The 22963-nt window shown below is 61.0% G+C and carries 20 protein-coding genes; 11 read left to right on the top strand and 9 right to left on the bottom strand.

Annotated elements, in window-relative coordinates:
- The first annotated feature begins 55 nt into the window (after positions 1-55).
- The 9 genes from PSH94_RS00505 to lptE all read left to right on the top strand — a co-directional run bounded on the left by PSH94_RS00505 (position 56) and on the right by lptE (position 10375).
- Positions 56-1363 carry a CitMHS family transporter gene (locus tag PSH94_RS00505; RefSeq protein ID WP_034101743.1) on the top strand — a complete coding sequence of 436 codons (1308 nt, stop codon included), beginning with the start codon at positions 56-58 and terminating at the stop codon, positions 1361-1363.
- A gap of 61 nt (positions 1364-1424) precedes the next feature.
- Positions 1425-2192, top strand: coding sequence for a TerC family protein (locus tag PSH94_RS00500; protein ID WP_181081888.1), 768 nt, complete (start codon positions 1425-1427; stop codon positions 2190-2192).
- 433 nt (positions 2193-2625) lie between these two features.
- Positions 2626-4284, top strand: a complete 1659-nt coding sequence (locus tag PSH94_RS00495; RefSeq protein WP_181077372.1) for a Na/Pi cotransporter family protein — start codon at positions 2626-2628, stop codon at positions 4282-4284.
- A 57-nt stretch (positions 4285-4341) separates the two neighbouring features.
- Entirely contained in the window at positions 4342-5724 is a 1383-nt protein-coding gene (locus PSH94_RS00490) for a pitrilysin family protein (RefSeq protein WP_253509886.1), read from the top strand.
- Between the two features lie 69 nt (positions 5725-5793).
- Positions 5794-6825 carry a DUF5924 family protein gene (locus PSH94_RS00485; protein WP_181077375.1) on the top strand — a complete coding sequence of 344 codons (1032 nt, stop codon included), beginning with the start codon at positions 5794-5796 and terminating at the stop codon, positions 6823-6825.
- A gap of 53 nt (positions 6826-6878) precedes the next feature.
- The gene (locus PSH94_RS00480) at positions 6879-8027 is read left to right on the top strand and encodes an ABC transporter permease (RefSeq protein WP_181077377.1); all 1149 of its coding nucleotides are present in this window, start codon (positions 6879-6881) and stop codon (positions 8025-8027) included.
- Positions 8024-8827, top strand: a complete 804-nt coding sequence (locus PSH94_RS00475) for an ABC transporter ATP-binding protein (RefSeq protein WP_181077379.1) — start codon at positions 8024-8026, stop codon at positions 8825-8827. Before PSH94_RS00480 ends, PSH94_RS00475 begins: the two co-directional genes overlap by 4 nt.
- 1 nt (position 8828) lies before the next feature.
- Entirely contained in the window at positions 8829-9767 is a 939-nt protein-coding gene (locus tag PSH94_RS00470; protein ID WP_181077381.1) for an MlaD family protein, read from the top strand.
- Positions 9764-10375 (top strand): LPS assembly lipoprotein LptE, encoded by a 612-nt coding sequence (gene lptE, locus PSH94_RS00465; RefSeq protein WP_305436072.1) that lies wholly within the window; start codon positions 9764-9766, stop codon positions 10373-10375. Before PSH94_RS00470 ends, lptE begins: the two co-directional genes overlap by 4 nt.
- Before the next feature lie 91 nt (positions 10376-10466).
- Here the strand turns inward: lptE and PSH94_RS00460 are convergent, their stop codons facing one another.
- The 5 genes from PSH94_RS00460 to PSH94_RS00440 all read right to left on the bottom strand — a co-directional run bounded on the left by PSH94_RS00460 (position 10467) and on the right by PSH94_RS00440 (position 14866).
- The gene (locus PSH94_RS00460) at positions 10467-11696 is read right to left on the bottom strand and encodes a nucleoside recognition domain-containing protein (RefSeq protein ID WP_305436070.1); all 1230 of its coding nucleotides are present in this window, start codon (positions 11694-11696) and stop codon (positions 10467-10469) included.
- Positions 11697-11795: 99 nt separating this feature from the next.
- Positions 11796-13127: a glutamate/aspartate:proton symporter GltP gene (gene gltP / locus PSH94_RS00455; protein WP_181077386.1), complete on the bottom strand. Its 1332-nt coding sequence runs from the start codon at positions 13125-13127 to the stop codon at positions 11796-11798.
- A gap of 723 nt (positions 13128-13850) precedes the next feature.
- Positions 13851-14318 (bottom strand): inhibitor of vertebrate lysozyme family protein, encoded by a 468-nt coding sequence (locus tag PSH94_RS00450; protein ID WP_181077387.1) that lies wholly within the window; start codon positions 14316-14318, stop codon positions 13851-13853.
- 2 nt (positions 14319-14320) lie between these two features.
- On the bottom strand, positions 14321-14485 hold the full coding sequence (locus PSH94_RS00445) for a DUF1328 domain-containing protein (protein ID WP_003170804.1): 165 nt from the start codon (positions 14483-14485) through the stop codon (positions 14321-14323).
- Between the two features lie 81 nt (positions 14486-14566).
- Positions 14567-14866: a hypothetical protein gene (locus PSH94_RS00440; protein WP_305436067.1), complete on the bottom strand. Its 300-nt coding sequence runs from the start codon at positions 14864-14866 to the stop codon at positions 14567-14569.
- Positions 14867-15259: 393 nt separating this feature from the next.
- Here PSH94_RS00440 and algB point away from each other — a divergent pair, with 393 nt between their 5' ends.
- Entirely contained in the window at positions 15260-16606 is a 1347-nt protein-coding gene (algB, locus tag PSH94_RS00435; RefSeq protein ID WP_124384508.1) for a sigma-54-dependent response regulator transcription factor AlgB, read from the top strand.
- A 10-nt stretch (positions 16607-16616) separates the two neighbouring features.
- On the top strand, positions 16617-18404 hold the full coding sequence (locus PSH94_RS00430; protein ID WP_305436062.1) for a KinB sensor domain-containing domain: 1788 nt from the start codon (positions 16617-16619) through the stop codon (positions 18402-18404).
- A gap of 3 nt (positions 18405-18407) precedes the next feature.
- Here PSH94_RS00430 and PSH94_RS00425 read toward each other — a convergent pair whose 3' ends face one another.
- From PSH94_RS00425 to PSH94_RS00410, 4 genes are all read right to left on the bottom strand, one after another.
- Positions 18408-19184, bottom strand: coding sequence for an N-acetylmuramoyl-L-alanine amidase (locus PSH94_RS00425; protein ID WP_305436060.1), 777 nt, complete (start codon positions 19182-19184; stop codon positions 18408-18410).
- 87 nt (positions 19185-19271) lie between these two features.
- Positions 19272-21320 carry a diguanylate cyclase gene (locus tag PSH94_RS00420; RefSeq protein ID WP_305436058.1) on the bottom strand — a complete coding sequence of 683 codons (2049 nt, stop codon included), beginning with the start codon at positions 21318-21320 and terminating at the stop codon, positions 19272-19274.
- The gene (locus PSH94_RS00415) at positions 21317-22195 is read right to left on the bottom strand and encodes an endonuclease/exonuclease/phosphatase family protein (protein ID WP_181077395.1); all 879 of its coding nucleotides are present in this window, start codon (positions 22193-22195) and stop codon (positions 21317-21319) included. Before PSH94_RS00415 ends, PSH94_RS00420 begins: the two co-directional genes overlap by 4 nt.
- Before the next feature lie 10 nt (positions 22196-22205).
- Positions 22206-22841, bottom strand: coding sequence for a thiol:disulfide interchange protein DsbA/DsbL (locus PSH94_RS00410; protein ID WP_181077397.1), 636 nt, complete (start codon positions 22839-22841; stop codon positions 22206-22208).
- Positions 22842-22963 lie beyond the last annotated feature (122 nt).

Raw genomic sequence — 22963 nt, 5'->3', positions numbered from 1 at the left:
CGCTGACCCGTCCCGGTTCGCCATTCCCTAGCCGCGCTACGCCTGGAGTATTCCTATGCTGACTTTCCTTGGCTTTGCCATGGTCATCACGTTCATGTTCCTCATCATGACCAAGCGCCTGTCCGCGCTGATCGCCCTGATCATCGTGCCGATCCTGTTCGCGCTGTTCGGCGGTTTCGCACCGAAGATCGGTCCGATGATGCTTGAAGGCATCACCAAGCTCGCGCCGACCGGCGTGATGCTGATGTTCGCCATCCTCTACTTTGCCCTGATGATCGACTCCGGCCTGTTCGATCCGGCCGTGCGCAAGATCCTCAAGATGGTCAAGGGCGACCCGCTGAAAGTCTCGGTGGGTACTGCCGTGCTGGCCCTGGTGGTGTCCCTCGACGGTGACGGCGCCACCACTTACATGATCTGCGTGGCCGCCATGTTGCCGCTGTACCAGCGCATCGGCATGAGCCCGCGGATCATGGCCGGCCTGATCATTCTCGCCGGCGGCGTGATGAACATGACGCCCTGGGGCGGCCCGACCGCCCGCGCCGCCAGTGCGCTGCATGTGGACCCGTCGGATATTTTCGTACCGATGATTCCCGCCATGGCCGCCGGTGTGGTGGCGATCCTGGTGATTGCCTATATGTACGGCAAGCGCGAACGAGCGCGCCTGGGTGAACTGCACCTGCAAGGCGACGAAATCGACCACAGCGAGATCAGTGTGTCGCAGTACCCGGATGCTCGCCGTCCGAAGCTGATCTGGTTCAACGGCGCCCTGACCCTGGCCCTGATGTGCACGCTGATTGCAGGCCTGTTGCCGCTGCCGGTGCTGTTCATGGTGGCGTTCAGCATTGCAATGATCGTCAACTACCCGTGCCTGCAACAACAGAAAGACCGCGTCGCCGCCCACGCCGGCAGTGTACTGGCGGTGGTGGGGCTGATCTTCGCCGCAGGCATCTTCACCGGCATCCTGTCGGGCACCGGCATGGTCGATGCCATGTCCAAGAGCCTGCTGGCGGTCATCCCTGAAGCGTTGGGCCCATACCTGGCGGTCATCACCGCGCTGGTGAGCATGCCGTTTACCTTCTTCATGTCCAACGACGCGTTTTACTATGGCGTGCTACCGGTACTCGCCGAAGCCGCCAGCCACTACGGCATCACCGCCGTGGAAATGGCACGCGCCTCCATCGTCGGCCAACCGGTGCACTTGCTCAGCCCGCTGGTGCCATCGACCTACCTGTTGGTGGCCCTGGCCGGTATCGAATTTGGCGATCACCAGCGTTTCACCCTGAAGTGGGCAGTGCTGGTGTGCCTGTGCATAATGTTCGCCGCCTTGCTGATGGGGATTTTTCCGCTGTTCAGCACTCTATAACCGTACAACCCGCTGCGCCGGTCCTACCGGCGCGGCTTAACACTCGCGCAAAGGTATACACATGGAATGGCTGACCAATCCGGAAATCTGGATTGCCTTCTTCACCCTGACGGCCCTCGAGATCGTCCTGGGCATCGATAACATCATCATGATTTCGATCCTGGTCAGCCGCATGCCCAAGCACATGCAGGCACGTACCCGGATCTTCGGCCTGGCGCTGGCCATGGTCACGCGTATCCTGTTGCTGCTGTCGATCACCTGGGTCATGCAATTGACCGCCGACCTGTTCGTGGTCCTCGGCCAAGGCATTTCCGGTCGCGACCTGATCCTGTTCTTCGGTGGCCTGTTCCTGCTGTGGAAAAGCTCCCAGGAGATGTACCACGCGCTGGAAGGTGAAGACGAAACCCAGGACGAGCCCAAGGGCGCCGGTGGCAAGTTCATCTACACCATCATCCAGATCGCGATCATCGACATTGTGTTCTCCCTGGACTCGGTGATCACTGCGGTCGGCATGGTGTCCCATGTACCGGTCATGATCGCCGCGATCGTCGTCGCCGTACTGGTGATGATGCTGGCGGCCGGCACGATCAGCGAATTCATCGACAAGCACCCGTCGTTGAAAATGCTCGCGCTGTCGTTCCTGCTGGTGGTGGGTACCGTGCTGATCGCCGAATCTTTCGATGTGCACGTACCGAAGGGCTACGTCTACTTCGCCATGGCATTCTCGCTGGCGGTGGAAGCGGTGAACATCAAGATGCGCACCGCGATCGCAAAGAAGAAGAAGCAGAAGGATCCGGTGAAACTGCGCAAGGACATTCCGGGTCAGTAACCCCGAGCCTGAATAAAAACGGGGCCCTCGCGCCTAATGCCGGTCAGTTAAGAGACGGAACGGACAATCAGTCACCTGTGGCGAGCGGGCTTGCCCCGCGTTGGGCTGCGCAGCAGCCCCAAAACATAGTCCCGGAGCTGCCTGGCATACTGCGACGCTCCTATTGGGGTTGCTGCGCAGCCCAACGCGGGGCAAGCCCGCTCGCCACAGTTACAGTGTTCCTCCTTAACTGACTGGCATTAGGCCCTCGCGCCCCGTTTTTTTTGATCGCAAAAAGCTGATTTCATGACAGTTTTGTTTCAATCCCCACTTTAGCTATGCGATCCTGGCGCCGAGCCCATTCGCCAACTACAGCTTAAGTACAAGACGTAGAACGGCACGCGGCAATTTTTCATTGGCTCCTTCTGGAGCCCACCCACACGGGGGGCCGAGCATGCTGACCTTGCTCAATCTGCTTTCCGCCGTGACCCTGCTCATCTGGGGCACGCACATCGTCCGTACCGGCATCCTGCGGGTCTACGGTTCCAACTTGCGCCAAGTCATCGGTCAGAACATGGCCAAGCGCTGGCTGGCGTTTATCGCCGGCATTCTGGTGACGGCCATGGTGCAGAGCAGCAACGCCACGGCCATGCTGGTGACGTCGTTCGTCGGCCAGGGCCTGATGGGGCTGATGCCCGCCATGGCGACCATGCTCGGTGCCGATGTGGGCACCGCCCTGATGGCACGGGTGCTCACCTTTGACCTGTCCTGGCTGTCGCCGCTGTTGATCTTCCTGGGGGTGATTTTCTTCCTGTCGCGCAAACAGACGCGCGCAGGGCAGTTGGGTCGGGTGGGCATCGGCCTGGGGCTGATCATTCTGGCACTGCAGTTGATCGTCGAAGCGGCGGGGCCAATCACCCATGCCCAGGGCGTCAAAGTCATCTTTGCCTCGCTGACCGGCGACATCCTGCTCGATGCCTTGGTCGGCGCCCTGTTCGCGATGATCTCCTACTCCAGCCTGGCCGCCGTGCTGCTGACCGCCACCCTCGCCGGTGCCGGTGTGATCGGCCTGCATGTGGCAATCGGTCTGGTGATCGGCGCCAATATCGGCAGCGGCGTGCTGGCGTTTCTCAGTACCAGCATGCAAAACGCAGCCGGTCGCCAAGTGGCACTCGGCAGCCTGCTGTACAAACTGATCGGCCTGTTGCTGATCATCCCGGTGCTCGACCCGCTCGTACGCTGGATGGATAACCTGGACTACAGCGCCCAGGGCATGGTCATCACCTTTCATCTGCTCTACAACGTCAGCCGCTGCCTGATCCTGCTGCCGACCATCGGCCCCATGGCGCGCCTGTGTGCCTGGTTGCTGCCCGAGCGTGAAGAGGTCAACGGCAAAGCCAAACCACGGCATCTGGACCCTACCGCCCTCACCACCCCTAGCTTGGCGCTAGCCAACGCCGCGCGAGAAACCCTGCGCCTGGGCGACCTGATCGACAATATGCTCACCGCCATGCAGGAAGTGCTGCGCGGCAAACAGACGGCCATCACCCAGGAAATGCGCAGCCTCAGCGATGACGTTGAAGCGCTCTACAGCGCCATAAAGCTTTATCTGGCGCAAATGCCGCGTGAAGACCTCAGCGAACAAGACAGCCGCCGCTGGGCCGAAATCATTGAACTGTCGATCAACCTGAAGCTGGCCGGCGACTTGATCGAACGCATGCTGCGCAAGGTCCAGCAGCAGAAAACGTCCCAGCGCCGACAATTCTCGGAGGTGGGCCTGGAAGAACTCACCGACCTGCACAGCCAGTTGATCGCCAACCTGCGCCTGGGCCTGTCGGTGTTTCTGAGCGCCGACCCGGAAAGTGCCCGCCAGTTGCTGCGCGAGAAACGCCGCTTCCGCGCGCAGGAGCGGCGCCTGGCCCACGCCCATGTAAGCCGTCTGCAGCGCAAGATCGTACAAAGCCTGGAAACCAGTTCCCTGCACCTTGAGCTGATTGCCGACATGAAGCGTCTGAACTCGTTGTTTTGCAGCAGTGCCTATGTCGTATTGGAAACGTCCGACACCGGCGCACTCTCGGCCGAAGATATTGCCGACATCACGCATTCCCCCTGAACGTAAGATGGCCCGTGAAGTCAGTTACAACTGACCTCACTCGCCAGGAAGCCAGTTATGCGTCGCCTGTTATTCGTCTGCCTGCTGTTGGGCGCCGCTCATGCCTTTGCCTTTGACCGCTTGCAAGTCGAGGGCTACACCTTGCCCAACGGCCTGCAATTGCTGCTCAAACCCGGCACCGAGCGCGGGCATGTGGCTATTCGCCTGGTGGTCGGCGTGGGCTTGGATGACTTCCCGTGCGAAGACAAAGAGCTGCCCCATCTGTTCGAGCACTTGCTGTTCAGCGGCATCGATGGCGGCGGCGAGGGCGACCTAGAAGAGCGCATGCAGGCCCTGGGCGGCGAATGGAACGCCTACACCAGTAATGCGGACACCACCTTCGTGATCGAGGCCCCCGCGTACAACCAGCGCAAAGTGCTGGACCTGCTGCTGGCGATCCTCACCCGCACCGAGCTGACCGACGCCCACATCAATGCAGCCAAACAGGTGGTGGAGCGTGAGGACGGCGGCCATTACTCACGGCTGCAACGCCTGCTTGATCGCCAGGATCTGGGCCACACCGCCAGCAACCAGCTGGCCGTCGAACTGGGGCTCAAATGCGCCGAACGTGCCGAGGTCAATCACCTGACCCGCGATCAATTGCAAACGCTACGCAAGGACTGGTACGCGCCCAATAACATGACGCTGATCATCGTCGGCGACCTCGATAAACTGCTGCCGGCCTATCTCGAGCGCACCTACGGGCAACTGACGCCGGTCGAGCCCAGCGAACATTTGCCGCTGCCGCAGATCCAGCAAACGGCCGCCAGTCATCGCGAACTGATCCACGGTTGGGTGGGCAACAGCGCCAAATTGCACTGGCTGCTGCCGGAACCGGTACTGGACGACCAACATGATGAAACCTATGACCTGCTCAAGGACTACCTGGACTGGGCGCTGTACCGCCAGTTGCGCCTCAGGCATGGGTTGTCCTACGGCCCCTGGGCCGAGCGCGAAGTGCTCGGAGGCGTCGGCTTTCTGAGCCTGAATGCCGATCTTGAGCGCGAAAACCTCGACGAAGCCGAACAGGTGCTGCACGACCTCAAGGCGCAACTGCTCAAGGACGGCCTGGACCCGGCCACCTTTACACGCCTGCAACAAGCGGCCATCGCCCGACAAGCCTGGGCCGTGCAGGGCAACAGCGCACTGGCCGACTACTACTGGAGTGCCGCAGGCGACTACGACAATGGCCATTTCAGCGACCCCGCCAAGCGCATCAAGGCCATCAAGCTGGACCAGGCAAACCAGGCCTTGCGCGAGCTTCTCAAGCAACCGGGCTACTGGCGCATCGAAAAGCCGCTGTTCAGTTACGACACCCTCAGTTGGAGCGGCGCAGGCCTGCTGGCACTGATGGTGATCGGCTGGGTGGGCGTGCGCCGTTATCGCAAACGGGTTGAGTAATGAGGCACCGAACAGCAGCCTAAGACGCTATTCTGTCTAAGATTTCTCCTACACAGTGCGAACCGCCGAATGCCCAACCTGACCCACTATATCCAGCGCATCCTCGAACTGATGAAGCGCTACCCAGGGGTGATTGCACTCGGCGGCTTCATCTCGGGGGTAGGCAGCTTCATTCTGGTGGACCGTCAGCAGGGGATGGCCAGCTGGATCGCCGTGATCATGCTGGTGAGCTGGCTCTGGCTGATGCTCGAGAACAGTTTTACCCAACTGTTCACCAAACTCTTCAAGCGCGAGATCCCCGAGCCCCTGCTGCGCTACGCGACCCAGATGATCCACCAGGAAAGCCTGTTTTTCGTACTGCCGTTCTTCTTCGTCACCACCGCGTGGAACAGCGGCCAATCGGTGTTCACAGGGCTGCTCGGCGCGGCAGCGCTGGTGTCGATCATCGACCCGTTGTACTACAAATGGCTGGCGCCCAAGCGTTCACTGTTCCTGGCCCTGCACACCCTGACCCTGTTCGCCGCGCTGCTCACTGCGCTGCCGATCATCCTGCACCTGACCACCGCCGAGAGCTACAAACTCGCCCTTGGCGTGGCCATGGCGCTATCAATTCCAAGCCTGGCGGTGAGCATGCCGCTGCGCAGTCTTAAAGGTTGGGCCATGTTGCTGGGTGTTACTGCGGCCATTGGTTGTGCCGGCTGGTTCCTGCGCAGCTGGGTGCCGCCGGCCACCCTGTGGATGACAGAGGTGGCCATCAGTACCCAGCTGCAGGACCGTACGCCAGGGCATGACCTCAAGGAAGTCTCCGCCGCACAACTGCGCAGCGGCGGGTTGTACGCTTATACCGCGATTAACGCGCCGCGCGGGTTGGATGAGCGCATCTACCACGTGTGGAAATTCAACGGTAAGGAAGTAGACCGCATTGCCCTGGACATTCATGGCGGGCGCAAGGAAGGCTACCGTGCCTGGACCCACAAGCAGAACTTCCCGGGGGACTCGGCAGGGCGCTGGCAGGTCCAGGTATTGACCGAGGATGGACAGGTTATCGGCGTGCTGCGCTTTAAAGTCACCGACACAGCACAAACGGACAACCCACAGTAGGCAGCTTCGTGCTATTACGTAGGGCTTTGTGAAAACAGACACGCTCGCAGCTTATGACCACCCGCATCACGGCCGGCGCCGCCCATCTCGATACGTCCACCACCCCTCCGTTGCTCAGGATTACGGGGGACTGGACGCTTGCCCACTATGCGAGCCTGAAGAAGCTGTCGGACAAACTCGACGGCCAATACGATGCCGGCGCGCGTATCGACCTCAACGGGCTCGGTGCCCTGGACACCGCCGGCGCGTCGCTGCTGGTGGAACTGCTGGGGCCGACTCGCATCGAGCAATCCGCCGAGCAGACCGATTGCAGCCTGTCCGCCGCCGACCGCGCACTCCTTAAAACGGTGTATCGCTCCCTCAACGACTTCTGCGTGCCGGACAAAGCGCCCGAAGAAGCCACCGGTATTCAGGTGCTGGCGCGTATCGGCGCGGCCGTGGACAAGGTGTGGCAGGACAGCAAGCAACTGCTCGGCTTTATCGGCCTGATCCTCGAAACCCTGGCCCGCGGCCTGTTGCGCCCCAAACGCTGGCGCCTGACCCCGATGGTCGCTCACCTTGAACAGGTTGGCCTGGACGCCGCGCCCATCGTGGCCTTGCTCACGTTCCTGGTAGGCGCCGTGGTGGCCTTTCTCGGCGCCACCGTGCTTAAAAGCTTCGGCGCGACAATTTTTACCGTGGACCTGGTGGCGTTCTCTTTCCTACGGGAATTCGGCGTGTTGCTGACCGCGATCCTGATCGCCGGCCGCACCGCCAGTGCGTTTACCGCGCAAATCGGTTCGATGAAAGCCAATGAAGAAATCGACGCCATCCGCACCCTGGGCCTGGACCCGATGGAGCTGCTGGTACTGCCCCGCGTGCTGGCGCTGCTGGTGGCGCTGCCGATGCTGACGTTCCTGGCGATGCTCTCGGGGATTATCGGCGGCGGCGTGGTGTGCGCCGTGGCACTGGATATTTCGCCGGCGATGTTTCTCTCGCTGCTGCAATCGGACATTGGCGTTCAACACTTTCTGGTGGGCATGGTGAAAGCGCCGGTGTTCGCCTTCCTGATCGCCGCCATTGGCTGCCTGGAAGGGTTCAAGGTCAGCGGCAGCGCCGAGTCGGTCGGTGCGCACACCACTTCCAGCGTGGTGCAATCGATCTTTGTAGTGATCGTGCTGGATGCGGTCGCGGCGCTGTTCTTCATGGAGATGAGCTGGTGAGCCGTCTACACCGAACACCCGCCGAGGCGGTGATTGAAGTGCGCGGCCTGTGCAATCGCTTTGGCAGCCAAAGCGTGCATGAAAACCTCGACCTGGACTTGTACAAGGGCGAAATACTCGCCGTGGTCGGCGGTTCCGGCAGCGGTAAATCAGTGCTGCTGCGCAGCATCGTCGGCCTGCGCCGGCCAAGCGAGGGTGAAGTGCGGGTGTTCGGCAAGAACCTGCCAAACCTGCCGGAACAGGAGCGTTCCCTGGTGGAACGGCGCTTTGGTGTGTTGTTCCAGAAGGGCGCGCTGTTTTCCTCGCTGACGGTGACCGAAAACGTCGCGCTGCCGTTGATCGAGCACGCGGGCCTCAGCCGTGCCGATGCCGAGCATTTGGCCGCGGTGAAGCTGGCGCTGGCCGGGCTTCCGCTGTCGGCGGCCGACAAGTACCCGGCGTCGCTGTCCGGCGGCATGATCAAGCGCGCCGCCCTGGCCCGCGCCTTGGCGCTGGATCCGGACATCCTGTTTCTGGATGAGCCCACCGCCGGCCTCGACCCGATCGGCGCGGCGCAATTTGACCAACTGATCCTGACCCTGCGCGACGCGTTGGGCTTGAGTGTGTTCCTGGTGACCCACGACCTGGACACGCTGTACACCATCACCGACCGCGTGGCGGTGCTGGCCCGGAAAAAAGTGCTGGTGGCCGATGCCATCGATGTCGTCTCGGAAACGGACGACGCGTGGATTCACGAATATTTCCACGGCCCCCGTGGCCGCGCGGCATTGGATGCCGCTCAATCGCTCAACGAGGTATGACATGGAAACCCGAGCCCATCATGTGATGATCGGACTGTTCAGCGTGATCGTGGTGGTCGGCGCCATGCTGTTTGGCCTGTGGCTGGCCAAGTCCAGCGTCGACAGCGCGTTCCAGGACTACGAAGTGGTCTTCAACGAAGCGGTCAGCGGTCTGTCACAGGGCAGCGCGGTGCAATACAGCGGCATCAAGGTGGGTGACGTGATCAGCCTGCGCCTGGACCCCAAAGACCCGCGGCGCGTCCTCGCCCGCATTCGCCTGGCCGGGCAGACGCCGATCAAGGAAGACACTCAGGCCAAGCTCGCGCTGACCGGCATCACCGGTACCTCGATCATCCAGCTCAGCGGCGGCACGCCACAAAGCCCCGAACTCAAGGGTAAGAATGGCAATCTGCCGGAAATCATCGCCTCGCCTTCGCCCATCGCGCGCCTGCTCAATAACAGCAATGACCTGATGACCAGCATTAATGTGCTGCTGCACAACGCCAACAGCATGTTCTCTGCGCAAAACGTCGAGCACCTGAGCAACACCCTGGCGCATTTGGAGCAAACCACAGGCGCCATCGCCGATCAGCGTGGCGATATCAAAGTGGTGATGCAGCAACTGTTGCAGGTCAGCAAACAGGCTACGGCTGCGCTGGAGCAGACGACCGTGCTGATGCGCAATGCCAATGGCCTGCTGAACGAGCAGGGCAAGCAGGCCTTCGGCAGCGCCGAACAGGCCATGAAGTCCCTTGAGCAAAGCACTGCCACCATCAATACCTTGCTGACCAACAACAAGGATTCGGTTAACAGCGGCATGCAAGGGCTCAACGAACTGGCGCCGGCCGTGCGCGAACTGCGCGAAACCCTCGGTTCGCTGCGCGCCATCTCCCGCCGCCTGGAAGCCAACCCCAGCGGCTACCTGCTGGGCAGTGACAAGAACAAGGAGTTCACGCCATGAAGCGTGCATATCAACTGATCGCCCCTATGGCCCTGGCGCTGATCAGCGCGTGTTCGATCCTGCCCAAGGCCGACCCGTCCGACGTGTACCGTCTGGCGTCGGCCCAAGCCACGGCCCAAGGCACACCGGTGAGTTGGTCGCTGCGCGTGACCAAGCCGCAAACCAGCGAATTTCTCGACAGCCCACGCATTGCCGTGGTGCCCAATGGCGACCTGATCAGCAGCTATGCAAACGCGCGCTGGAGCGATCCGACTCCCGTGCTGTTGCGCAATCGCCTGCTCGACGGCTTCCAGCGCGATGGTCGGGTAACGCTGCTCAGCACCGACGACACCAACCTGCAGGCCGACTATGAGCTTGGCGGGCAGTTGCAGGCGTTTCAGAGTGAGTATCGAGGCCGCGCGGTGGACGTAGTGATCCGCCTCGACGCGCGACTGGTGCGAGGGAACGATCAACGGATTATTGCCAGTCGGCGCTTTGAAGTGCGCCAGCCGGTGAGCGATACCCAGGTGCCGGCGGTGGTGGCTGCTTTTGGTCAGGCTGGGGATCAGCTGAATAAGCAGGTGGTGGATTGGGTGGTGGCACAGGGCAACATGGGTGTGAAACGCTGAGGGCCTCATCGGGGGCAAGCCCCCTCCCACATTTGAATGTATTCACAGGCCAATAGATGGGAGGGGCTTGCCCCCTATAGCTATCTAAGCCTCAGCCAAAGAACCAGTAGCACACCGAAATAGCCGCCACGACGCCAGCAAACTCAGCCAGCAATGCACAACCCACCGCATGCCGCGCGCGCTGGATGCCCACCGAGCCGAAGTACACCGCCAACACGTAGAAGGTGGTTTCGGTACTGCCCTGAATCGTCGCGGCCACCAGTGCCGGAAAACTGTCCACGCCCTGCGTCTGCATGGTTTCGATCAGCATCGCCCGTGCGGCACTGCCGGAGAACGGCTTGACCATGGCGGTCGGCAAAGCATCGACAAAGCGCGTGTCCATGCCCGTCCACGCCACCACATGGCGAATACCTTCAAGGCCGAAATCCAGCGCGCCGGAGGCACGTAACACGCCCACCGCACATAGCATTGCCACCAGGTACGGCAGCAGGTTTTTGGCGACGTCGAAGCCTTCTTTAGCGCCTTCGACAAATGCCTCGTACACCTTCACCTTGCGCAACGCGCCGACCAGCAGGAACAACATGATCAGACCGAAGAGGGTCAGGTTGCCGAGAATCGACGACAACCCGGCCAGCGCCGTGGCGGACAGGGTCGCCAGTAACGCCATGAAGCCGCCCAGCACCAGCGCGCCGGGTATCAGATAGGCCAGCACCACAGGGTCCCACAACCGCAGGCGCTGCATGATGGCGACCGACAGCAGGCCCACCAGTGTCGACGCGCTGGTCGCCAGCAGGATCGGCAGGAACACCAGCGTCGGGTCGGCGGCACCCTGCTGGGCGCGATACATGAAGATGGTCACCGGCAGCAGCGTCAACGACGAGGCGTTGAGCACCAGGAACAGGATCTGCGCATTGCTCGCCGTGGTCGGCAGCGGGTTGAGTTCCTGCAGCGCCTTCATGGCTTTGAGGCCGATGGGGGTGGCGGCGTTGTCCAGGCCCAGACCATTGGCGGCGAAGTTGAGGGTGATCAGGCCGATGGCAGGGTGGCCGGCCGGCACTTCCGGCATCAGGCGACGGAACAAGGGGCCCAGTGCCTTGGCCAGCCAATCGACGATCCCGGCTTTCTCGGCGATGCGCAAAAAGCCCAGCCATAAGGTCAGGGTGCCGAACAGCAGCACCATCACTTCCACCGACAATTTGGCCATGGCGAAAATGCTTTCCACCATCGCCGCGAAAATCCCGGCGTTACCGCCCACCAGCCATTGCGCCAAGGCTGAGACCATTGCCACGACAAAGAAGCCAAGCCACAGGCCATTGAGCATCAGTTGAATCCCCTCGAATGATGGGGCGAATGATAGCGGGGCTGGCAGAAACGACAAACCCCGGATTTCTCCGGGGTTAGGGTCAGTGCCAGCGTGCGATCAACCGCGAGTGGCCTGAGCAGTCGGCATCGCCGGCTTACTGCGCCAGTGCGGCAGCGAGTTCCAGTAGCGCTCGCCCTTGGCATCGTCGTACATGCCTTCCCAACGGGAAATCACCAGTACCGCCAGGGCGTTGCCGATCACGTTCAGGGCGGTACGCGCCATGTCCATCACACGGTCGACACCGGCAATGAACGCCAGGCCTTCGAGCGGAATGCCCACGCTGCCCAGGGTGGCCAGCAGCACCACGAAGGACACACCCGGTACGCCGGCGATGCCTTTGGAGGTGACCATCAGGGTCAGTACCAGCATCAGTTGCTGACCGATCGACAGGTCGATGCCATACAGCTGGGCGATGAAGATCGCGGCGATGCTCTGATACAAGGTCGAACCGTCGAGGTTGAACGAGTACCCGGTCGGCACTACAAAGCTGCAGATCGCCTTCGGCGCGCCGTAGGCTTCCATCTTCTCGATCACGCGTGGCAACACCGTTTCGGAACTGGCGGTGGAGTAGGCGAGCACCAGCTCATCCTTGAAGATGCGCATCAGCTTGATCACCGAGAAGCCGAACAGGCGCGCGATCAGGCCCAGGACCACGAAGGCGAAGAACAGAATGGCGACATAAACCAGAATCACCAGCTTGGCCAGCGGCAGCAGCGAGGCGAACCCGAAGTTGGCCACGGTCACGGCGATCAGGGCGAATACACCGATCGGCGCGTACTTCATGATCATGTGGGTGACTTTGAACATGCTCTCGGACACGCCCTGGAACATCGTGACCAGCGGCTCGCGCAGTTCTGGCTTGAGGCTCGACAGGCCCAGGCCGAACAGCACGGAGAAGAAGATGATCGGCAGCATTTCACCACGGGCGACGGCGGCGAAAATGTTGGAGGGGATCAGGTTGAGGATGGTCTGGATAAACGCATGCTCGTGCTGCACCTCGGCGGCAGTCGCCTGGTACTTGGAAATGTCCACGGTACCCAGGGTACTCATGTCGATCCCGGCACCGGGATGGAACAGGTTGGCCAGCAACAGGCCGACCACGATGGCGATGGTGGTGACCACTTCGAAGTAAAGGATGGTTTTGACGCCGATGCGACCGAGTTTCTTCGCATCGCCGACACCGGCAATGCCGACGATCAGCGAGGAAATCACAATCGGGATCACGATCATCTTGATCAGGCGGATAAAGATATCGCCCGCCGGCTGCAGCACATTGCTGATCCACCAGGCCTTTTCGGCACTGAAATGGTTGAGCACTGCGCCGATTGCGATCCCCAGTACCAAACCGATGAGGATCTGCCAGGCGAGGCTTAGCTTTGCCTTCTTCATGTCATTACCCTTACTTCAAGTGGACTTAAGGCAAATGCGCCAGCTGGAACGCTCGAGAGCGAAAAAGTGTGAGCATCCGCCTCCATGGAAGGTCGCCGCCCGATGGCCGAAATGGCTTATTGGCAGGCGAAAAAAGGCGCAACTATTCCCATGCAAGGGGGCGACGTCTAATGCCGTAAACGCCTACCCTATGCCGAATCGGCATGGCTTTTTGCAATGATAACTGTCCGAACGGTCAGTTCAAATGCGACATATTGCCCGTTGAATATGCCGTAAAACGGCCAAACCAGGCTTATGCAGGGATGAAGGAGGGGTTGGATCGGTCGGCACAAATGCCTGGGAATTCAGCTGTCTGGTGTCGGAAATGTCCTATACACCCGGCAAAACTTTCTCGATAGATGGTCAACGCGACACACTCAGTAATGGTTGAGAGCGAGCAAAACCAAAATAAGCGGCTATGGGCGGCATAAGGCACGCAGGACGCTGTAAGCCCGCCGCAAGTTCAGCAAGTCGATGACTTGTGAACTTGCGTCGCAGCTTTTCACCTGACCCGGCCCTTGCGCAGGCACACCCTGTACCCGTAGGTCACGCCGATCCCAATCGATCAGAGCGACCCGGCCCCCTGGTCATGCACGGCTCTTGTCGAACCGTACAGCTAGAAAGAAGCGAGGGGCTTCTTTCTATGGACGCCGGCTCCGACTGCGGCAGCGCCGCAGGCGAAACCTAGTACCAATTCGGATCTTTCTTAAGCTGTTCCATCAGCAGTTTTTGCATGCCTTCGTCCGGCTTACCGATAAAACGGTAATCGGCATGCCGCGTAGGGGATTTGTCCGCCGGCAGGCCGGCAGGCACTTCCACCAACATGGCGTAGGCGTCTTCCTTGTCGAAGCTGAAAGCAACGATCAAGCGCTTGTTCAGGCAGGTGTCAGCGGTTTCGCAGAGCGGCCCGACCAAGTACTTATCGCCATCTTCTTCAACGGCGTTCATCTGTTCAGCCGTACCGGTCAGGTTCATTACCCATTCCGGCAAGCGCTCTTCTTTCTTCACCACGCCTTGCCAGGTTTCACGGTATTGCGGATCCGCGCTGAGCAATTCGTTGGCCCGCGTCTGGCCATCATTGGCGGCCATCGCCAGACCGCTGCCGCCCAGCAACAGGGCGGCAACAATGGCTTTGAGAGACAAAGTGCTCATATTCAGCCTCGGCCGCGACGACCAAAGAAGAACGAAGCAATGAACATCACCAGGAAGACGACAAACAGGATCTTGGCGATACCGGTTGCGGTGCCCGCGATACCACCGAAGCCCAGCACTGCAGCAACAATGGCGATGATCAGAAATGTGATTGCCCAACTCAACATGGTGATTCTCCTTACGCTTCTATTAGGGGTTACAGCGGTCATGCCGTACGGACGCCCGGTGCGGACGACCGCTTGTTTTGCTTAGAAAACCCACCGTTCCTGGGCTGGCAGCTGATCCAGGGTTGAATCCTGATCAGCCACTCGCAATTGCTTGACGCTGACCTCACCCGTAACACTGGCAACGGGACGGCCCTGCATCGAACTGAAATGGGTCTGCATCATGGCCGGACGCTCGAATACTTGGGCTTGCTGCTGACTCTCCTGCCAATGCTGAATCTGCTGGCCTGCAATCAACGTGACCATCAGGGCCAGGCTGGCAAACAGACCTTGCTGCAAGCGCAGTGGCGATACACGCAATTGGCTGAGGGTTTGGCGAGTCATGCTGCTGTTCTCCCGCATTCTGATTATTCATTCATGACGCTCTTGTGAGGGGATATTGCAGAGCCCATGCCAGGTTTTTAACAAAATAAAACCTTTTAAAATCAGCAGTTTATAGATTCATGCTCGATGACAAGGCCAGCATCCTGCACGATGCCCCCCTATGGGCCGTGCGAAATGCACGATGGTCAGCGGTCGGATCAACGGATAGAAAGCGGGGCCGTTGATGCCCAATTGAGCGCAAGGCGGGAAAACCCAGGCTGATCTCGCCCGTTGTAAGAAGATGCGCAGATACCTGCACGACGTCGCCGTTTATCGATCAGAATAAACCATGCAACTTGCCCGATTATTCCGGGACTAAACACCATCATTTATCAGTTAAGGAGCGCGGGACAGATGGAATCAGCCAAGGAACTTCAAGGCCGCATTCTTTTAGTGGATGACGAGTCCGCGATCCTCCGCACCTTCCGTTATTGCCTGGAAGATGAAGGCTACACCGTCGCCACCGCTAACAGCGCCGCCCAAGCCGACGCGCTGATGCAACGCCAAGTGTTCGACCTGTGCTTCCTGGATCTGCGCCTGGGCGAAGACAATGGCCTGGATGTACTGGCCCAGATGCGCATACAGGCGCCATGGATGCGCGTGGTGATCGTGACGGCGCACTCTGCCGTGGACACCGCTGTGGATGCCATCCAGGCCGGCGCCGCTGACTATCTGGTCAAGCCCTGCAGCCCGGACCAACTGCGTCTGGCTACGGCCAAGCAATTGGAGGTGCGCCAACTCTCGGCTCGCCTGGAAGCGCTGGAAGGCGCCGTGCGCCAGCCCAAGGACGGCCTCGACTCCCATAGCCCGGCGATGATGGTGGTGCTGGAAACCGCGCGCCAAGTGGCCGGCACAGACGCCAACATCCTGATCCTCGGCGAGTCGGGCACCGGTAAAGGTGAACTGGCGCGGGCCATCCACGGCTGGAGCAAACGCTCGAAGAAGTCCTGCGTGACCATCAACTGCCCTTCGCTGACCGCCGAATTGATGGAAAGCGAACTGTTCGGCCATAGCCGCGGCGCGTTTACCGGCGCCAGCGAAAGCACCCTGGGCCGGGTCAACCAGGCCGACGGCGGTACGTTGTTTCTTGACGAGATTGGCGACTTTCCCCTCACGTTGCAGCCTAAACTCCTGCGCTTCATCCAGGATAAGGAGTACGAGCGCGTGGGCGATCCGGTGACCCGGCGCGCCGATGTGCGCATCCTCGCCGCCACTAACCTGAACCTGGAAGACATGGTGCGCGACGGCCGCTTTCGGGAAGACTTGCTGTACCGTCTCAATGTCATCACCCTCCACCTGCCGCCGCTGCGGGAGCGCAGTGAAGACATTCTGACTCTCGCCGACCGCTTCCTGGCCCGCTTCGTCAAGGAATACGCACGGCCCGCGCGGGGGTTCAGCGACCAGGCACGTGAAGCGCTGCTCAACTACCGCTGGCCGGGTAATATCCGCGAGTTGCGCAACGTGGTGGAGCGCGCGAGCATTATTTGCCCGCAGGAAAAGGTTGAAATCAGCCACTTGGGGATGGCCGAGCAACCGACCAACAACGCTCCGCGCATCGGTGCCGCGCTGAGCCTGGATGAGCTGGAAAAAGCCCACATCGGCGCCGTACTGGCCACCAGCGACACGCTCGATCAGGCGGCCCGCACCCTCGGCATTGACGCGTCGACGCTGTACCGCAAACGAAAACAGTACAACCTGTGAGCTGTACCTTATGAAGTTAGCGATGAAGCTGCGGACTCGGCTGTTCTTGAGTATCTCGGCGCTGATCACCGTCGCCCTGCTTGGATTGATCCTGGGCCTGGTCAGCGTCATGCAGATGGCCAAGACCCAGGAGTCACTGATCCGCAGCAATTTCGTCACCCTGGAACTGGGCCTGAAGCTGCGCCAGAGCCTGGGCGACCAGTTGATCCTGATGCTCGACGAACGCCCCAATCCAAAAGCCCTGGAGATCTCCAAGCAGCAGTATTTCGAACTGTTGGACGAAGGCATCGCCCATGAGCGGCAGGACGGCATGACCAGCGGATTCAGCCAGGCGCGCAGCGACTACCTGAATTTCCTCAAGGCCTTCGACGAATCCCAACCGGCCTCGCTGATCAGCGGCAATAACGACAAGCTCACCCAGACATTCAACGTGCTGCGCAACGGTTTGATCGCCGAGCACAAGCGCGCGCTGGAAGCCATCAATACCAGCGAGCGCAAATCCCGCGACCGCGCGCTGCTGATCGCTGGACTGATGGGCCTGGTGGGCCTTGCGGTGCTGATCATCGGTTTCGTGACTGCGCACGGAATCGCACGGCGCTTCGGCGGCCCCATCGAAGCGCTGGCCAAGGCTGCCGATAAAATCGGCCAGGGTGATTTCGAAGTCACACTGCCGATCTCGTCAGCGGCGGAAATGAACCAGTTGACCCGGCGCTTCGGGATCATGGCCGAGGCATTGCGCCAGCACCAAGCCACCAATGTGGACGAATTGTTGGCCGGCCAGCAGCGCCTGCAGGCGGTGCTCGACAGCATTGATGATGGCCTGTTGATGATTGACCGCCAAGGGCGCCTGGAACACCTCAACCCGGTTGCCCAACGCCAGCTGGGTTGGGACGAAGAACGCCTCGGCCAGGGCCTGGGAGAAGCGCTGTCGCGTCCGGAGCTGGATGAACAGCTGCACCTGGTGCTGCGCGGCGGCAACCTTGAGCGCGCGCCCGAAGATCTTGAAGTGGAAGTCGAGGGTGAGCTGCGCCTGCTGACCTACAGCCTGACGCCGGTGAGCCACACTCAGGGCCACATCCTTGGCGCGGTAATGGTCATGCACGACGTGACCGAGCAACGCGCCTTCGAACGTGTGCGCAGTGAGTTTGTGCTGCGCGCCTCCCATGAGCTGCGCACCCCCGTGACCGGCATGCACATGGCGTTCGGGCTGTTTCGCGAGCGCGCCAAATTCCCCGCCGAGTCCCGTGAAGCGGACCTGCTGGATACGGTAAACGAAGAAATGCAGCGCTTGATGCAATTGATCAACGACCTGCTCAACTTCTCGCGCTACCAGAACGGCCTGCAGAAACTCACCCTCGGCCCCTGCGAGATTCCCGACCTGCTGGAACATGCCCGCGGGCGCTTCATTGAGCAGGCCAACGTGCAGCACATCGAACTGCTCATAGAAGCGCAGCCCGACCTGCCACGACTGTACGCCGACCGGGCGCAATTGGAGCGGGTGCTCGACAACCTGTTGGCCAACGCCCTGCGCCATACGGCCGACGGAGGCCAGATTCGCCTGCAGGCACGCCGTCATGGCGAGCGGGTGATTATCAGCGTCGAAGACAATGGCGAAGGCATTGCCTATGGGCAGCAAGGCCGCATCTTCGAGCCCTTTGTGCAAGTGGGCCGCAAAAAAGGCGGCGCCGGACTGGGGTTGGCGCTATGCAAGGAGATTGTGCAATTGCACGGTGGCCGCATGGGCGTGTATTCGCGACCGGGGCAGGGCACTCAGTTCTACATGGCGCTGCCGCTCTAAGGGTCAGCGCCGGCTGAGGGCACGCAGGATCGCCGCACTTTCAGCATCCGGCGTGCCGTCGAACAACGCTGGCCGAAAATGCATCTGGAACGCCGCCAGCACATGCCGCGTGGCCACATCCAGTTCACCCGTTTGCGGGGTCTGGTAGCCCAGGCGAGCCAGCTCTTCCTGGAACCAGGTGATGCTTGGCAAACCCGCAGCGTACTGCAGCTTGAACCGCGCTACTGCCTGCGCATCCGGCCACATACCCAGCCCTTCATCGGCCAGGCGCTTCCACGGGAACAGCGGCCCCGGGTCGAGCTTGCGCAGCGGCGCTATATCGCTATGGCCGATGATATTTTTCGGGTCGATGCCGTTGCGTTTGCTGATGTCTTTGAGTAGCACGATCAACGCTTTCACCTGCGCGTCCGAATACGGGTACCACAGGCGCCCTGTCGGCGTATCGGTGTAACCGGGGTTCACGATCTCAATACCGATGGAGCTGGAGTTGAGCCAGGTGCGGCCCATCCAATCACTCTCACCGGCGTGCCAGGCGCGCTGGCTTTCATCCACCAGCTTGTAGATGGTTGCCGAAGCGTCATCGCCGATCAGGTAATGGCTGCTCACCTGCCCGTGGGTCAACAGGGCCAGGGAACGTTCAAGATTGGCCGAGGTGTAGTGGACGACCACGAATTGCACGCGGTTGTCATAGTTGACCGAAGGGTGGCTGGTATTCAGGCGCGGGCCGCTGGCGCAACCGGCGAGCAGAAGAACCGCAAAGGCGAAACAAAGGGATTTCATGGCGGAGAACAGTACACTGAAGACGATAATGCAACAGTGTAACGTACCGCTTGAGGCGCAGCGGGCAATTTACACAGAAGGAACATCTTAAGCCGCCTGCACCTGATTGCGCCCCGCCGCCTTGGCTCGATACAACGCTTCATCGGCACGCTTGAGCGCCAACTCACTGCGCTCGCCAGACTGCAACTGCGCCACGCCCATCGAGACCGTGACCGTCACCCGTTCGCCCTTGAAGTGGAACGGACAGGCCTGAATCGCCTCACGCAATCCTTCCCCCACCGCCAAGGCGTCGGCCAGGGACGAGTCGGGCATCAGCAACACAAACTCTTCACCGCCAAAACGCGCGATAAAATCGTTAGGCCGCAGACGTTTGCTCAACACGCTGGCGATGATCTTCAACACCTTATCGCCGGCCAGGTGGCCGTAGCCGTCGTTGATGCGTTTGAAATGGTCCAGGTCCAGCATGGCCAGTGAAAGGTTGTTGCCGCGCTGGTGCCACGCATTGATTTCGTGGTCCAGGCGCTCGCTCCAGGCCGCGCGGTTGGGCAAGCCGGTCAGGGGGTCGATCAGGGCTTTCTGGCGCTGCACTTCCAAGTGCTCACGGTAGCCTTGAGCTTCCTGCTCCATGTTGGCGACCCGCTCGGCCAAGCCTTTGAGGCGCGCCGCCACTTCCTGCTCGCGCTGGTCGCGTTGTTGCTGGTGCTGGTCCATGGTGCCCAGCAGACCCTCCAGATGGTTCTCCAGCAGTTGCTTGAGGCTGTCCAGGTCGGCGGCGTCCTGCACGCTGCTTTGCAGGCCGTCGACCTGTTCGCGAATCTGCGTATCCAGCTCCCGCGCGGCGCAGTTACTGTCGGCGTGTTCATCAGTGGCGACCTTCAAGTGCCCCTGGAAAGCTTCCAGGCGTTCATTGAGCCGCTTGAGATAAGCCTCGAACTCATGCTGGCCGCTGTCGGTAATCGCCAGCATCAGGATCGCCAGATCATCCAGGATCGGCAGCAGCTCGTACCAGTTCAAGCCGTTGGCCAAGCGCTCGCGCAGGGCTTCGGCCTGGGGTCGATGACGCTCCGGCAGGTCCAGCTCTTCGAGCAGGCCAATCAACGTGTCTTCGATGTGCTTGGCCACGGAGCTGTAGGAAGGCTCCGGAGAATCCAGTAACGCATACTGGGCGTCCGCTTGCAGCTCGTCGGGGTCGAGCGACTCGACACTCAGCACAGGAGGAAGCGAGAGGCTACCGATAGCGGTTTCCTGCGGCGCCTCAGGTGCATCGTGCTCGTCTATAAAAGCGGCGAGGGCGCTTTCAGAGGGCGGCGCTTGCGTCGGCGATTCCGGGAGCTGCGCGGGTGTCGCGACAGCGTCGGGAGGCTGCGCCACTGCGTTGGCTTGGACCGGAGCCTCGTAAATAAACGTTTCGCCAGTGACGTGGGCAGGCTCGGCTGGCGTATCGGCAGCGGGTTCTGCGGCAGCAGCTTGCGGCGCAAAGGCACGCAAGGCTTGAGTCAATTCCTCGGATTGCTCCGGCTCCTGGGGCTCAACGGGAACCTGGGGCACGGCAGGGGGTGCCGCAGCGGGCGAGGCAGGCTCGCCGGCGGCAGGCTCACTGACGGCTTCCTTGGTACCGAACAACCGCTGCAGAAGCCCAGGCCCGGGCCGCGCGATTTCGCCATCCGGCTCCAGGTTATCCAGCGCCTGCCCCTGCAGCCCGCTCAGTTCGCTGAGCAACAGGGGGATCTCCCGAGCCTGGCCGACACGACTGTCCAATTGCTTGGCAAAGGCTTTCAGCGGGCGCGCCACTTCGCGGGGCAGCGGTAATTTCTGTAACTGCGTGACCAGCGCGGTGAGCGCGGTATTCATCTGCTCCACCCGCGTCTCGCGGCGCTGCTCCGAGTCCAGCACGGCCTTTTCCAGGCGCGGCAGCAAAGCCGCAAGGGCGGCGTCCATGTCGTCGGTGCGCACCACGTCACGCATTTCCTTCATGCACTGGTCAACGGCGCGATCGGTGCCTTCCGCCGCCAGAGTGCTGCGTACCAGCCCCCGGCGCAGCAAGTCCAGACGTGCGGCCCAGCGGCGCTCGAGCTTTTCTTGTTGCTCAACGCTTAACAGGTATTTTTCTTTCCAGCGCTGGGCATCGTCGCTCATGCAAGAGGTCCGCGAGGGCCTGGGCTCAACGCGGGCAATGCATCCGCCGTGAGCGAACCCGGCAGACGTATTTCTACCGCGACCGGCAGGTGATCGGAAATGGGCTGCGCCAGCACCTGCACGCTTTCAAGCGTGAGGGTAGGGCTGAGCAGGATATGGTCAAGACAGCGTTGCGGGCGCCAGCTCGGGAATGTGGCTTCGGCCTGTGGCGCCAGCAAGCCGAGGTCACGCAGCGGGGAATTCAAAAGCAGATCGTTGGCATGGGTGTTCATGTCCCCCATGAGCACCTGATGCTTGTAGTTGCCGATCATGTCGCGCACATAGGCCAGCTGCAGATTGCGCGTCCGCCCCCCGAGCGCCAGGTGCATCATGACCACGACCAGGGCTTCCGGTCCTTCGCCGAAACGCACAAGGATCGCACCACGCCCCTTGGGGCCTGGCAGCGGATGGTCTTCGATAGCGGACGGTTTGAGGCGGCTGAGCACGCCGTTGCTATGTTGCGCCAGACGCCCGAGGTTGCGATTGAGTTGCTGGTACCAATAGGGAAACGCCCCAAGCTTGGCCAGGTGTTCCACCTGGTTGATGTAGCCGGAGCGCATGCTGCCGCCATCGGCCTCCTGCAGCGCCACCAGGTCGAAATCGCTCAGCAGGTCGCCGATCTTCTGCAGGTTGCCGGCCCGCCCGTTGTGCGGCAGCAAGTGCTGCCAGCCACGGGTGAGGTAGTGTCGATACTTCTCGGTGCTGTTACCGACTTGGATATTGAAGCTGAGCAGGCGCAGGCGGCTGTCTGCCGCCAGGCCCGTGGATTCCAGATGATCCTCATTGACCCGCGCATCATGCAGGCCAACGACGCGTTCGGTACCCCAGCGGCGCATGACAGGCCCCTTACTTGGCTGCGCGCTCTTTGGCGATCAGCTGGTCGGCGACGTTGAGGGTCTGTTCAGGACCACCGGTGGAGCCCAGGTCGAAACGGTATTTGCCGTTGACGATCATGGTCGGAACGCCTTGCACGCCGTACTTCTGCGCCAGCTCCCTGGCCTGTTTGATCTGGCCCTGGATGGCGAAGGAGTTGAAGGTGGCCATGAACTTGTCTCTGTCGACACCCTGAGTGGCAACGAAGTCAGCCATGTCATCAGGCTTGGTCAGGCGCTTGCCTTCTTTCTGGATAGCATTGAACACCGCATTGTGGACCTTGTGCTCAACACCCATGGCTTCCAGGGTCAGGAACAGTTGGCCGTGGGCGTCCCACGGGCCGCCGAACATGGCCGGAATGCGCTTGAAGTTAACGTCTTTCGGCAATTTTTCAACCCATGGGTTGATGGTCGGTTCAAAAGCGTAGCAATGCGGGCAGCCGTACCAGAACAGCTCAACCACTTCGATCTTGCCCGGCACCGAGACTGGCACTGGGTTGGCCAATTCAACATAGGTTTTACCGGCTTCAAGCGGCACGTCGGCAGCTTGCGCGGTCATGCCGAAAAGGCTGGCAGTGACGAGAGCGGCGCTGAGGATCAGATTACGCATGCTTTACTCCTGGACAAATAAAGTCGCCTCACGCGACCTTGGTTGTGACCGGTCTACGCGGGCATGAGTTCGTTAGTGTAACGGCAGCGGCCACAAAAAAGGGCGGCCAAAGCCACCCTTTT

The organism is Pseudomonas sp. FP2254, from assembly GCF_030687695.1.
Classification (GTDB): domain Bacteria; phylum Pseudomonadota; class Gammaproteobacteria; order Pseudomonadales; family Pseudomonadaceae; genus Aquipseudomonas; species Aquipseudomonas quebecensis.
This window is presented reverse-complemented; position numbering and strand designations above follow the sequence as displayed.

Excerpts from the sequence above, each read along its gene's own strand:
- PSH94_RS00440 (WP_305436067.1), bottom strand. The coding sequence starts at position 14,866 with ATGACTCGCCAAACCCTCAGCCAATTGCGTGTATCGCCACTGCGCTTG.
- PSH94_RS00470 (WP_181077381.1), top strand. The coding sequence starts at position 8,829 with ATGGAAACCCGAGCCCATCATGTGATGATCGGACTGTTCAGCGTGATC.
- PSH94_RS00430 (WP_305436062.1), top strand. The coding sequence starts at position 16,617 with ATGAAGTTAGCGATGAAGCTGCGGACTCGGCTGTTCTTGAGTATCTCG.
- gltP (WP_181077386.1), bottom strand. The coding sequence starts at position 13,127 with ATGAAGAAGGCAAAGCTAAGCCTCGCCTGGCAGATCCTCATCGGTTTG.
- algB (WP_124384508.1), top strand. The coding sequence starts at position 15,260 with ATGGAATCAGCCAAGGAACTTCAAGGCCGCATTCTTTTAGTGGATGAC.
- PSH94_RS00425 (WP_305436060.1), bottom strand. The coding sequence starts at position 19,184 with ATGAAATCCCTTTGTTTCGCCTTTGCGGTTCTTCTGCTCGCCGGTTGC.
- PSH94_RS00420 (WP_305436058.1), bottom strand. The coding sequence starts at position 21,320 with ATGAGCGACGATGCCCAGCGCTGGAAAGAAAAATACCTGTTAAGCGTT.
- PSH94_RS00410 (WP_181077397.1), bottom strand. The coding sequence starts at position 22,841 with ATGCGTAATCTGATCCTCAGCGCCGCTCTCGTCACTGCCAGCCTTTTC.
- PSH94_RS00445 (WP_003170804.1), bottom strand. The coding sequence starts at position 14,485 with ATGTTGAGTTGGGCAATCACATTTCTGATCATCGCCATTGTTGCTGCA.
- PSH94_RS00505 (WP_034101743.1), top strand. The coding sequence starts at position 56 with ATGCTGACTTTCCTTGGCTTTGCCATGGTCATCACGTTCATGTTCCTC.
- lptE (WP_305436072.1), top strand. The coding sequence starts at position 9,764 with ATGAAGCGTGCATATCAACTGATCGCCCCTATGGCCCTGGCGCTGATC.
- PSH94_RS00415 (WP_181077395.1), bottom strand. The coding sequence starts at position 22,195 with ATGCGCCGCTGGGGTACCGAACGCGTCGTTGGCCTGCATGATGCGCGG.
- PSH94_RS00450 (WP_181077387.1), bottom strand. The coding sequence starts at position 14,318 with ATGAGCACTTTGTCTCTCAAAGCCATTGTTGCCGCCCTGTTGCTGGGC.
- PSH94_RS00495 (WP_181077372.1), top strand. The coding sequence starts at position 2,626 with ATGCTGACCTTGCTCAATCTGCTTTCCGCCGTGACCCTGCTCATCTGG.
- PSH94_RS00460 (WP_305436070.1), bottom strand. The coding sequence starts at position 11,696 with ATGCTCAATGGCCTGTGGCTTGGCTTCTTTGTCGTGGCAATGGTCTCA.
- PSH94_RS00485 (WP_181077375.1), top strand. The coding sequence starts at position 5,794 with ATGCCCAACCTGACCCACTATATCCAGCGCATCCTCGAACTGATGAAG.
- PSH94_RS00500 (WP_181081888.1), top strand. The coding sequence starts at position 1,425 with ATGGAATGGCTGACCAATCCGGAAATCTGGATTGCCTTCTTCACCCTG.
- PSH94_RS00480 (WP_181077377.1), top strand. The coding sequence starts at position 6,879 with ATGACCACCCGCATCACGGCCGGCGCCGCCCATCTCGATACGTCCACC.
- PSH94_RS00490 (WP_253509886.1), top strand. The coding sequence starts at position 4,342 with ATGCGTCGCCTGTTATTCGTCTGCCTGCTGTTGGGCGCCGCTCATGCC.